We start from the raw sequence: 11924 nt of genomic DNA, 5'->3' as shown, positions 1-11924 counted from the left end.
GGCTCATGCATGCGTTTTTTACCGCCCGCGGCAACGATGCGTTCTACCAATTCTTCTAGATTGGGATCTTGCACGTTAAAGTAAAAAAACCGCGATTTTTAATATTATTGGCTTAGTAGCAAGGCTTGCCATATTGGGTTTGAACTAGCTATAGAACTTACTGCACAATGGTTTCGATGCGGTGGTCGCCTTGTTGGTTACTTAACGCGATGTTATAGCTCTAAAGAAAAGGAACCTTCAAATGATTTCACTGGAGTTTTTAATCACATCATTCGTGGTTGTTGTTATTCCCGGTACTGGCGTTTTATACACTGTAGCTACGGGGTTATTTATTGGCAAACGAGCCAGCTTTATTGCTGCTCTCGGCTGTACGCTCGGCATTATTCCAGCCTTGCTTGCCAGCTCGTTGGGCTTGGCTGCGTTATTTCATGCTAGCGCATTGGCCTTTCAGGTTGTTAAATATTTGGGGGCAGCTTATCTGCTTTATCTGGCATGGCAAATGTGGCGGTCATCGTCGCCACTTTCTGTAAATAAAGAGGCTAAAGGCACTAGGTACACTAGCATTGCGATCAAGGGTTTTTTACTAAATATCTTAAATCCAAAGCTTTCAATATTTTTTCTAGCGTTTCTACCGCAATTCATACCATCAAACACAGAACATGCGCTTTATCATATGTTTATTTTGGGTGGAGTATTCATGCTTATGACGCTGGTTGTTTTTGTTTTATATGGCTTTTTATCGGGTAGCTTTAGTCAATACATCGTTAATTCCCAAAGGGCAACCGTAGCAATACAAAAGCTATTTTCTGCTAGTTTCGCTGGTCTTGGGCTAAAGCTGGCATTTAGTGAGCGGCTATAACGGGTTTATAAACTCACTACTAAACTAGCGCTTAACTGTAAGCGAGCACCAACTCTACGCTGTGCTCGCTTTTTATGCCCTAATACGCGCCTTCGCTGTAGGTCAGCTCGTAGCTGTGGCTGTAAATCTCTAGGATGTTGCCAAAAGGGTCTTCCATGTAAATCATGCGGTAGGGCTTTTCACCGGGGTAGTAGTAACGTGGCTCTTGCATGCGTTTTTTACCGCCCGCGGCAACGATGCGTTCTACCAATTCTTCTAGGTTGGGATCTTGCACGCTGAAGTGAAATACCCCGGTTTTCCAGTATTCAAAGTTGTTTTCTGGATTGCTTTGATTTTTAAACTGGAACAGCTCTACACCAATGCGGTCGCCGGTGGAAAGGTGGGCAATGGAAAAACGCTCCCAGCCGCTGCCAAATACATCAGTACACATTTCGCCAATGGCGCTGTCGTCTTCTGTAATTTCGGTGGGCTGCATAATTAAATACCAACCTAGTACTTGGGTATAAAATTCTACGGCTTTGTCTAGGTCTGGTACCGAAATTCCGATGTGGGAAAAGGTTCTTGGAAATGTGCTTTGCATAACTTGCTCCTCAATAGTTGATGTGGGCAGTTTACAAACAACGGTTAATAACCTTAAATTATCATTAGTGATTTTTATGAGTACGTTTGCTAATGATAAATACCACTTGGCTGAATACCTTTTGTACCTTGGTGGAGGTGGGCCACTTCACCCGCACCGCCGAGCGCTTGCATATGACCCAATCGGGGGTAAGCCAGCAGCTACGTAAATTAGAAGAGCAACTGGGCACATCGTTAATTGTGCGCCAAGGTAAGCAGTTTACCCTCTCTGAAGCGGGTCAGCGTTTTTATGACGAGGCGCGCAAGGTATTACTGAGCTTGGCTCATTTAGAGCAAAGCTTGGTGGACGACCCCGTAGACGAGGGCGTGGTGCGGGTGTGCTCTCCGGGCAGCGTAGGGCTTAAGCTTTACCCACAACTACTGGCCTTGCAACAAGCCCACCCTAAGCTGGTGATTGAGTATCGTTTTGCGCCCAATGCCGAAATAGAAAAAGCCATCGCTAAGGGGGAAGCCGACATCGGCTTAATTAGCGCGCGCTCATCAATGGCAGAGGTAAAGAGTGAAAGCATCGCCACCGAGGCCTTATTGTTAGTCACCCCCGCTAAGCTGGGCAAGCCCACTTGGCAACAGCTAATGGACTTGGGCTTTATCGACCACCCCGATGGTGCGCATCATGCCGGTTTATTATTGGGGGAAAATTACGCTGAGTTTCAGCATGCTAGCGATTTTCCCCGCAAGGGCTTTTCTAATCAAATCGGCCTAATTATGCAGCCGGTAAGCCTGGGTTTAGGTTTTACGGTATTGCCTGCTTATGCGGTAGAAGCCTTTGGTAATAGTGATAAGGTAAGTGCTCACTCGCTAGCTAAGCCAGTGAACGAGGAGTTATTCCTGTGCCTTAAACGCTATCGTGCTTTACCTAAACGCATTCAGATGGTGACGGCCAAGATAAAGCAGTGGCTTTAAAAGTAGCCTTTAAACACTTGGCTATAGGCCATGCTGAAGTCTTGGGTGCTGTGTAAGTTGTGATTGCATAGCGCTGCTGATGCTGGCAGTGTGCTTAGGCCCATCTTCATCGTATAAGGTAACTTAATGGAAATGATAAATAGACCGATTAATCGGCATCAGGCCTACCATGCCCATGTGTATTTTGATCAAGACAGCTTGGCCTTTGCTAGCGAGCTGTGTCATCAAGCCGGCGAGAAGTTTGGTTTAAAGGTGGGGCGGGTACATGAAAAATGTGTAGGCCCCCATACTCAGTGGAGTTGCCAGATCATCTTCAACCACAAAGCCTTTGACGCTTTTATTCCGTGGTTAGATGAGCAACGTGGGGAGTTAAATGTATTGGTGCATGCCTTATCGGGCAACGCTATTGATGACCACACCATTTACGCTTATTGGTTGGGTGATCCGGTTGAGCTAAATATGGACGCATTTCTCGACTAAAACGACGGTTTGCGGCTTAGGCCACCTTATAGTGGCGGCCTAGCGCCTAGTAAATGCTATAAACCATCCAGTACAAAATAGTCGCCGAACAATTGAGTCATGGTGCCTAACATCAGCATAAATACCACAAAACCAATAAAGCCGTTGCGCAGCTTGGCGGGGCTATGTGGGCTGTGGCGATAGCCGCTTAGCATGGCTCTGATCAGCTGGCGTTTTTTAAGGGTAAACCAGCCAATGGCAGCCACATGCAGGGCAACTAGGCCCAATAGTAGATTAAAGTTACTATGATGTAAGTCTTTTAGCCACAAACTGGTTTGTTCACTAACGGTGTGATAGAGCGGCCCCTCACTAAATAGGTCATCACTGATAAACAAGCCAGAGCCAAGCTGTAACAGCAGCACTGATATTAACGCAATTACCATATAGGCACCCAAGGCACTGTGCCCAGCAGTAGCTGCAGGCTTGCCCTTGAGTTCGAGTTTAAATTCTTGCCACGCTTGTTTGGGATGAGCAATAAAATGGCGGAATTGGGCGTTGCTGCTACCAATAAAGCCCCAGACAATTCTGGCGAGAATTAGGCTTAACAGACACAAGCCCATGGCCATGTGTAGCTCCATTCGGGCTTGTTCTGCACTCCACCATAAACCACCTAGCAATAATACTTGCAGCCAATGATAGAAGCGCACAAAACCATCCCATATCTTTCGTTTTTGGCTGTTATTCATGGCTGCTCCTTGCTAGTTAAGAGTTTAGTCGTCGCAATCTAAACGAAAACGTTGGTGGCTGTCTTTAGTGTGCTTTTTAATATTTTGTAAGGCGAGTTTTATCGCTTGCTTATCTTTCGCCTGCTTGAGTTGTTGGAAGTAGCCTTCTAGTTGCTCTATGCCTTCTAGGTAGGCCATGTGTAGCATATGGGTTTGATGATCCATGCCTTCCATATTAGGCATCTGGCTATGGTCCATGTCTGCCATGTTGGCATTCATGTCCATTTGGCTGCGGTCCATACCTGCCATGTTGCCGTTCATATCCATTTGGCTGTGATCCATGCCTGCCATGTTGCTGTTCATGTCCATTTGGCTATGATCCATGTTAGCCATCTCTTGGTCCATCATGGGGTGGCCTTTCTGTTGTAGCTTCATGGGTACTTCCAGCTTCGCCTGCTCAACCGAGTTGAGCAGTTTTTCAACTTGCTGTTGCATAGTGGCCTTATCGTCGGCTTTTACTGCGTCCACATAGCCTTTTAGATCTTGCTTCATGTCTTTCATTAGGCCGCCTAACTTGCTGTCTTGGCAATGCTCTGAATGTGCCTGTACAGGCAAGGCAAAAGCGAGGCTTAAGGGCAGTAATAGTGGTAGTAGACGTTTTTTCATGTTGTTCTCCTTATGCTGGACATCGAATGGCGATGCCCAGCTTTTTTATAGTTAGTAGTTTAGTCGATGATGACTTTACGCAAGCTAATGCGCTTCCATAGGTAATAAACGGCGGGTAATACCACCAGGGTTAGTACTAAGGCCGAAGCCATGCCGCCAATCATCGGCGCGGCAATCCGTTGCATCACTTCCGAGCCGGTTCCGCCGCCTCGCATAATTGGTACTAAACCAATGATCACCGTGGCCACCGTCATCATCACCGGGCGAACTCGCAGACCCGCGCCGTCGATAATCGCCTCGCGTAATTGCTGCTGGCTGATGCGAGCATCTTGCTCCAAGGTGCTCACTAGGGCTTGATTGAGGTAGACCAGCATGATTACGCCAATTTCAACAGCCACCCCGGCTAGGGCGATAAAGCCAACGCCTACCGCAATAGAAAAGTTGTAGTTGAGCAGGTACATCAGCCAAATCCCGCCGATCATCGCCAGTGGTAAAGTGGCGAGAATAATCAGTACCTCGCCAACCCGCCGAAAGGCCATGTACAACAGCAACACGATGATCGCCAAGGTGGCTGGAATCACAATTTTTAGGGTAGCGGCAGCGCGCTCCATGTATTCATATTGGCCTGACCAAGCCACTGAATATCCGGCGGGCAATTGCAGTTGCTCGGCCACTGTTTGTTGCGCTTCCTGCACGTAAGAGCCCAAGTCACGGCCTTCAATGTCGACAAAAATCCAGCCGTTGGGGCGGGCATTTTCGGTTTTAATCATTGGCGGGCCATCTTCAACATAGACATCGGCCACGTCACTTAGGCTGAGTCGCATGCCGTTGGCTGAAACCAGTGGTAATAGTTTCATTTGCTCGACGCTGTCGCGGTAGCGCTGCGGGTAACGCACATTCACCGGATAGCGCTCTAGGCCTTCAATGGTTTGGCTTACATTCATTCCGCCTACAGCGGTAGACACCACTGCTTGTACATCGGCAATGTTGAGGCCGTAACGCGCAGCGCGTAGGCGATCAATATCCACCTTCACATAGCGCCCGCCTGCCACCCGTTCAGCATAAGCTGAAGCCGTGCCGGGAACGTCTTGTAAGATGACTTCGATTTGCTTACCAATGTCTTCGATTACCGACAGATCTTCACCGGCTATTTTTATGCCGATGGGGGTTTTAATCCCGGTGGCGAGCATGTCGATGCGGGTTTTAATCGGCATTACCCAGGCGTTGGTGAGACCGGGGAACTGAATCAAACTGTCCAGTTCTTGGCGCAGGTCTTCGCTACTTAAGCCTTCACGCCATTGAGATTTGTCTTTCAAGGTGATGAAGGTTTCGATCATGGTGAGTGGCGCAGGATCGGTGGCGCTATCGGCGCGGCCTACTTTGCCCCAGACTCGCTCTACCTCGGGTACGGTTTTGATCAGCTTATTGGTTTGTTGTAGCAACTCGCGAGCCTTACCGATGCTGATGCCCGGGTAGGTGGTGGGCATGTACATCAAATCGCCTTCATCCAAGGGCGGAATAAACTCGCTACCGATTTTGTTAACTGGGTAAATACCCACACCAATTAAGGCCACGGCAGCTAACAGCACTACTACTGGGGCTTTTAGGCTAAGTCTTAATATCGGTTTGTAGATGGCAATCAATAAGCGATTTAAGGGGTTTTTATGCTCAGCGATGACCTTACCGCGAATGAAGTAGCCCATTAGCACCGGAACCAAGGTAATCGCTAAACCAGCCGAGGCCGCCATGGCATAGGTTTTGGTAAAGGCCAACGGCGAGAACATTTTGCCTTCTTGGCCTTGCAGGGCAAATACCGGCACAAAGCTAAAGGTGATGATTAACAGCGAGAAGAACAGGGCTGGGCCTACTTCAGCAGACGCCTTGGTAATTACCTGCCAGCGGTTACTGTTGTTTAAGGGCGTGCGTTCCATGTGTTTATGCACATTTTCTATCATCACAATGGCACCATCGACCATGGCGCCAATAGCGATGGCAATGCCACCCAGCGACATGATGTTGGCGTTAATGCCTTGCCAGCGCATGATGATAAAAGCAATGATGATACCCACCGGTAGGCTCAGTAACACCACTAGCGAACTGCGAATATGGAACAAGAATGCCGCACAGACCAGAACCACTACAATAAATTCTTCTAGCAATTTATCTTGTAGGTTGTCTACCGCGCTGTCGATAAGGCCAGAGCGATCATAGGTGGTAACAATCTCTACGCCTTCTGGCAACGAGCGCTGTAAGCTCTCAAGCTTTTGCTTCACCTTGGCTATCACTTCGCGGGCGTTTTCACCGTAGCGCATTACTACCACGCCACCGGCCACTTCGCCTTCGCCATCCAGTTCACTTATGCCTCGGCGCATTTGCGGGCCTAGTTCTATCTGGGCAACTTCACCTAACAGCAAGGGGGTGCCATTAGGATTAAGTTTTAGCGGTAGCTTTTCCAAGTCTTCAATACTGGACAGATAACCGCTGGTTCTTACCATGTATTCGGCTTCACCCATTTCGATAACGCTGGCCCCAGCTTCCTGATTACCCTGTTTAATACTTTGGGTTATCGCCGACAGCGGTAGCTGATAGGTGCGCAGTTTATCGGGGTCAATTTTTACTTGGTATTGTTTTACCATGCCGCCGACAGAAGCCACTTCCGATACGCCGGGCACGGTTTGTAGTTCGTATTTTAAGAACCAGTCTTGCAGGCTACGTAGTTGGCTTAAGTCATGCCCACCGCTGCGGTCGGTGAGGGCGTAGGAAAAAATCCAGCCTACACCGGTGGCGTCTGGGCCTAACGCTGGCTTGGCGTTATCTGGCAGGTTGGGCGCCACTTGCGACAAGTATTCAAGCACCCTTGAGCGCGCCCAATACATGTCGGTACCGTCTTCAAAAATAATGTAGACGTAGGAATCACCAAAGAACGAATAGCCCCTTACGGTTTTAGCCTTTGGCACCGACAACATCGCCGTGGTGAGCGGATAGGTGACTTGGTCTTCAACTACTTGCGGCGCTTGTCCGGGATAGCTGGTTTTAATGATCACCTGTACGTCAGATAAGTCGGGGATCGCATCTACCGGGGTATTTTTTATGGTAAAAGCCCCGTAAATCACCAGCGCTAGGGTGGCCAGCAGCACCATTACGCGGTTGCTGACCGACCATTTGATAATCGTTGGTATCATTTGCCGTCTCCTGCCGCTGGGCTTTCATCGGCGTCGAGATCGAGCCAGTCTAGCTCATCGTCGTCGCTGCTCTGGCCTTGCTCGGGCATCGCCATGCTGCCGTGATCCATGGTGCTATGATCCATAGTGCTATGGTCCATACTGCCTTGGTTCATCGAGCCGTGGTCCATGGTGCTATGGTCAATACTGCCTTGGTTCATCGAGCTGTGGTCCATAGTGCTGTGATCTATGGTGCTATGGTCCATGCTGCCTTGATTCATCGAGCTATGATCCATAGTGCTATGGTCCATAGTGCTGTGGTCCATGCTGCCTTGGTTCATCGAGCTATGATCCATAGTGCTGTGATCCATGCTGCTGTGGTCCATGTTATTCACTTGGCGGTCTGGCGGGCCCATGCGACTAAAATCGGCGCTTAGGCTGGACTCAGAATCGAGTAGGAATTGCGCGCTAGTTACTACCTTATCGCCCTCGCGCAAGCCTGCTAGTATTTCAACCATGCCAGCGCTTTCGCGACCCACTTGCACTTTTACCGATTGAAATTGTCCTTCGCCTCTGTCCATCACCACTCGGCTAAAGCCTCCGCTGTAGATAACGGCTTCTCGAGGAATTTGCAGGCTGGCCTGTGGCGTTGCCGTTTGTAGTTTCACGCGAGCATACATATTGGGTTTTAGCCGTTGGTCTTGGTTAGCGAACTTAATACGAACCCGTAAGGTGCGAGTGCTGGGGTCGAGTACTGGGTAGATATAGTCCACTTCACCCTGCCATTGTTCACCAGCGAAGCTGTCTACTTGCATCAACGCTTGGTCGCCTAATTTAACCAGGCTCGCTTGCGACTCGTACAACTCGGCTATTAGCCAAATGTCTTCTAGGCTGCCCGCTTCTACTAATTGTGTGGCCGGAGAAATGTAGGCACCTTCGCGCACCCCAAGTTTTGCCACGTAACCTGATTCAGGAGCGTATAAGTCGATTAATTGGCTGACTTTTTTAGTTTTCTCAAGCTGCTTAATTTGACCAGGACTCACGCCTAATACTTGTAAGCGTAACTTGGAGGAGGCAATCAGCTGGCGATTACCCAAACGCAGAGCGTTGAGCAGATCTTCTTGGGCTTTTAATAGCTCGGGTGAATACAACGACAGTAGTTTTTGGCCTTTTTCTAAGTACTCGCCTTCGGCTTTAAGGTAGAGTTTTTCTACCCAACCGGAGACGCGACTGTTCATTTGCCATAACTTATCTTGGTTGAAACTAAGGCTGCCCACTGCTTGTAGATCGGGGGTGAAGCTGGCAAGAATCACCTGTTGGCTGCGCACCCCAAGGTTATTCACCACGTTGGGTGAGATGGTCACCGTGCCTGCAGCGGCCTTGGCGCTATTGTCTTCATATACTGGCACCAGTTCCATGCCCATTGGGGAAAGACCGGGTTTGTCGCGGCGGTAGTTGGGATCCATCGGTGCAACCCAGTACAGCGGTTGTGGTTCGCTGCTGGCGCTGGGTGCAGCTTGAGCTTGGTGATTGGCACCGCCAAGCAATGCACTGGAATTTAAGGCGTAGCCGCCAGCAAGCCCAAGCGCTAGACAAACAATACTAAGAGTAAATTTATTCATGGTGGTTCCTATTTCGCTTGGTAGTAGCGCAGGTCGGCTAGCGCTTTGTACTTAATGCTGATTAGCTGTTGGTATTCCAGAGTGAGTGCCAGTTCGTCCATATAGGCTTCAATAACACGCGCAAAGTCGTTGCTATTGGACTGATAACCTTGCAGCACTGCCGCAGTGTTTTGTTTGGCTTGTTCCAACAGGGTGTTTTGGTAGCGTTGTAGCCGCGCATGGGTATTGCTATAGCGCGCGATGGCACCATTTAATTGCCCATTCATACTATTGATTAATAAATCTTTTTCTGCGCGTTTCATGCCTTTACCACGTTGCGCTGCAATTAGGCTCTGGTCTTGGCGCTTATCGGTAAATAGCGGTACATCCATAGTGACAAAGCCACTGAGTAAATCACTGCGTCTGGAGCCATCCATTTCTTCTGCACGGCGATGCCCGTAAGCAAGCTCTAACTTAAATGCCGGTTTATAGGCCTCGTTGGCGATGGCAATTTGATTGTCTGCTACGTCGATATTTTTTTGCGCAGCTTGCACTTTGGGGTGCTGGCTTAGCAGCGAATAGTGCTGATATTGGGCCTCTAGTGCGTAGGCTTCGCTGTCTTGCCAAGAGGGTAATTCGCTAGATAATGGCTCAAAGGCTTGGACCCCTAACCAAGAGGCTAAGCGGCCACGTAATGCCTGTTCTTGTTGGGCAAAAGCAGCAATTTGCTCATCAAACTTGTTGAGTTGCAGTTCTGCTTTGATGAGGTCTTGGCTTTGTTTGTAACCTAACTCAAATTGGCTGCGCACGTAGTCGACATTTTGTTTAAACAAACTTTGATTTTGTTTAATTAACTGCTGCGCCTGATGGGCAAAGTTAATGTCGAACCAAGTATTGCGTAGCGTGCGCATCAGCTCTAGCTGGCGATTAAAGGCCAATAACTTACTTTGTTCGCCTTGGTGTTCAAAGCTTTGAGCATTTAACTGCAAGGTGTCGCCACGACTAAATTGTTGAGCTACGCCAATGCTAAATTGGGTCATTGGGTCTTGGTCAAGCGCAAAGCTGTCGGTGGGTAGGTTACCCAAGCCAAGCTTGACCATAGGGTCTGGCAGTTGCGATTTGGCCACTGCTTGCGCAGCATATTGTTGCTGCTGATTTAGATACATCTCAGCGGCAGGGTCTTGGTTTAAAGCCAAGTGTTCTGCTTCTGATAAACGCAGGGGTTGGGCAACGCTATTTAGCATAAATAACATTAACCACCCGGCTAAGAAACGGGGGATCATAATCTGTCCTCAATTGTTGATTTACGAATTTAAACTACGGGTAAATCAGCCAATGAGAGGGGGGCGGTAGAGGGACTCTTGTTGTTGTTTGGGGAATACATGCGAATAGTTAAACACTGGCGTGTCTTTGTCTAACATGTGCAGGGATAGTTGGCTAGCTAAGCCGAGTAGCATGGCGCTACAGGCGGAAAGGTCACATTGAATTTCGCATAGTTCATCGACCGAATCATCACAATTAGCTGAAGTGCTATCGCTGCTGCTGTGCATCGACATATGCTGATGCGCTGATTCTGCGGCAGCGGCATGATTCATGTGACACGCCGAGCTAGCTTGGCTTGCGCTGAGTGCATTGGGCGCTTCTGTTACGGCTAAGTGCAACTCTCCCATCGCCATTGAGGGCGTTGAGATAAGGTTGGTCATTAGCAGAAAAATCAGAAATAAAATACGCAAATGAATACACATCGGGCCAATATCGAGTTGATAGTATATTGATTACTCTTCTTAGGCAATAGCCTAATAGCTATCCTATTGTTTGATAACAGTGGTTAAGCTTTGTGTTTAGTTACCTATTAGCTTGCCAAATATAATTGGCTTGAGCGTTCCGTTAGACCCTGCTCGGCTTTTCAGGTGGTTCTTGCGTTAGGTCTATGCTGTTGGGTTTGGCTTGGGTTAAGCTACTGTTTTTCATCCGCTAAATTTAAGTTTGCTCTCCAGACTGTGGTGAGGGCGAGCTGCGCAGTGCTGTGAGTAATGGGTATGATGAGCTTTTCTGCAAAGGTAAAAAAAGAATGGTTTTTGTTAGGCATGTTGCTGGCGATTGGCTTGGCAACTGTGTCGGCAGAGCTGGGGCGCAGCGATGGTCCACTGCAACTGGATATGGTGTGCTCTTTTGGGGTGGCGGTGGTGTTTTTTTTACATGGTTTGGGCTTGTCGCCAAGTGCGCTGAAATCAGGCTTAAGCAACTGGCGTTTACATCTGTACATCCAGTCGGCCACTTTTATTGCTTACCCCTTGCTGTGGTTAATCTTTGGTGATGTGTTATTGCGTTTTATGCCGGCGGCACTGGCCTTTGGTTTTTGTTATTTATTGGTGCTGCCCAGTACCATTTCTTCGTCGGTGGCCATGACTAGTGTGGGTAAAGGTAACGTGCCCGGTGCAATATTTAATGCCTCGCTTTCCAGTATTATTGGGGTGTTTATTACGCCTTTTTTAGTTCAGTTATTTATGGGCTTAGAAGGCGTTGAGTTGAACTTGCTCGACTCGGTATTATCGATATCCAAATTGTTATTGTTGCCGATGATGGTAGGGCAGGTACTACGTCCTTACTTACTGGCGTGGGTAGAGCGCAACAAGCAAGTGGTTAATAAAGTCGATAAGCTAGTGATTATTTTGATTGTTTACAATGCCTTTTGTGACTCGATTATTAATGGTATTTGGAGTCGTTTCTCTAGCTCGTTGTTACTGAGTTCTTTGCTGCTGTGTTTAGGGGTGTTGTTTTTTATGGTGCATTTGATTCAGTGGGGGGCGAGAAAAGTCGGTTTTAGCCGTCCCGATGAAATAGCGGCGGTGTTTTGTGGCAGTAAAAAAACCTTGGCGGCAGGGGTGCCTATGGCGAAGGTGATTTTTGC

11 protein-coding genes and 1 pseudogene are annotated in these 11924 nt (G+C 48.4%); 4 read left to right on the top strand and 8 right to left on the bottom strand.

What is annotated here, in order from left to right:
- A pseudogene (locus ACQY6Q_RS12005) lies at window positions 1–86 on the bottom strand (glyoxalase); the annotation flags it as partial.
- 155 nt (window positions 87–241) lie between these two features.
- Here ACQY6Q_RS12005 and ACQY6Q_RS12000 point away from each other — a divergent pair.
- Window positions 242–859: a LysE family translocator gene (locus ACQY6Q_RS12000; protein ID WP_427981732.1), complete on the top strand. Its 618-nt coding sequence runs from the start codon at window positions 242–244 to the stop codon at window positions 857–859.
- Window positions 860–938: 79 nt separating this feature from the next.
- On the opposite strand, the gene ACQY6Q_RS11995 is transcribed toward ACQY6Q_RS12000, so the two are convergent.
- Window positions 939–1439 (bottom strand): lactoylglutathione lyase family protein, encoded by a 501-nt coding sequence (locus ACQY6Q_RS11995; protein WP_427981730.1) that lies wholly within the window; start codon window positions 1437–1439, stop codon window positions 939–941.
- Between the two features lie 92 nt (window positions 1440–1531).
- Between ACQY6Q_RS11995 and ACQY6Q_RS11990 the strand changes: the two genes are divergently transcribed.
- Together ACQY6Q_RS11990 and ACQY6Q_RS11985 are read left to right on the top strand one after the other, a co-directional pair.
- Window positions 1532–2401, top strand: a complete 870-nt coding sequence (locus ACQY6Q_RS11990) for a LysR family transcriptional regulator (RefSeq protein WP_427981729.1) — start codon at window positions 1532–1534, stop codon at window positions 2399–2401.
- A 126-nt stretch (window positions 2402–2527) separates the two neighbouring features.
- The gene (locus ACQY6Q_RS11985; RefSeq protein ID WP_427981727.1) at window positions 2528–2881 is read left to right on the top strand and encodes a DOPA 4,5-dioxygenase family protein; all 354 of its coding nucleotides are present in this window, start codon (window positions 2528–2530) and stop codon (window positions 2879–2881) included.
- 56 nt (window positions 2882–2937) lie between these two features.
- On the opposite strand, the gene ACQY6Q_RS11980 is transcribed toward ACQY6Q_RS11985, so the two are convergent.
- Genes ACQY6Q_RS11980 through ACQY6Q_RS11955 form a run of 6 tightly spaced genes read right to left on the bottom strand, consistent with a single transcriptional unit; the run spans window position 2938 to window position 10746 of the window.
- Entirely contained in the window at window positions 2938–3606 is a 669-nt protein-coding gene (locus tag ACQY6Q_RS11980) for a cytochrome b/b6 domain-containing protein (RefSeq protein ID WP_427981726.1), read from the bottom strand.
- Between the two features lie 24 nt (window positions 3607–3630).
- On the bottom strand, window positions 3631–4251 hold the full coding sequence (locus tag ACQY6Q_RS11975; RefSeq protein WP_427981725.1) for a copper resistance protein CopA: 621 nt from the start codon (window positions 4249–4251) through the stop codon (window positions 3631–3633).
- Between the two features lie 59 nt (window positions 4252–4310).
- On the bottom strand, window positions 4311–7433 hold the full coding sequence (locus ACQY6Q_RS11970; protein WP_427981723.1) for an efflux RND transporter permease subunit: 3123 nt from the start codon (window positions 7431–7433) through the stop codon (window positions 4311–4313).
- Window positions 7430–9034: an efflux RND transporter periplasmic adaptor subunit gene (locus ACQY6Q_RS11965; RefSeq protein WP_427981722.1), complete on the bottom strand. Its 1605-nt coding sequence runs from the start codon at window positions 9032–9034 to the stop codon at window positions 7430–7432. The genes ACQY6Q_RS11970 and ACQY6Q_RS11965 overlap by 4 nt, the downstream gene beginning before the upstream one ends.
- Window positions 9035–9042: 8 nt before the next feature.
- Window positions 9043–10296 carry a TolC family protein gene (locus ACQY6Q_RS11960; RefSeq protein WP_427981720.1) on the bottom strand — a complete coding sequence of 418 codons (1254 nt, stop codon included), beginning with the start codon at window positions 10294–10296 and terminating at the stop codon, window positions 9043–9045.
- A 45-nt stretch (window positions 10297–10341) separates the two neighbouring features.
- Window positions 10342–10746 (bottom strand): hypothetical protein, encoded by a 405-nt coding sequence (locus ACQY6Q_RS11955; RefSeq protein WP_427981718.1) that lies wholly within the window; start codon window positions 10744–10746, stop codon window positions 10342–10344.
- Window positions 10747–11052: 306 nt separating this feature from the next.
- Between ACQY6Q_RS11955 and ACQY6Q_RS11950 the strand changes: the two genes are divergently transcribed.
- Window positions 11053–11924 (top strand): bile acid:sodium symporter family protein (locus ACQY6Q_RS11950; protein WP_427981717.1); only part of this gene is annotated, 872 nt, incomplete at its 3' end.

Origin of the sequence: Agarivorans sp., assembly GCF_050295395.1 — a bacterium.
In the GTDB taxonomy this organism is placed as follows: Bacteria; Pseudomonadota; Gammaproteobacteria; order Enterobacterales; family Celerinatantimonadaceae; genus Agarivorans.
Note: the sequence above shows the minus strand (reverse complement) of the source record. Positions and strands in the feature narration are given on the sequence as shown.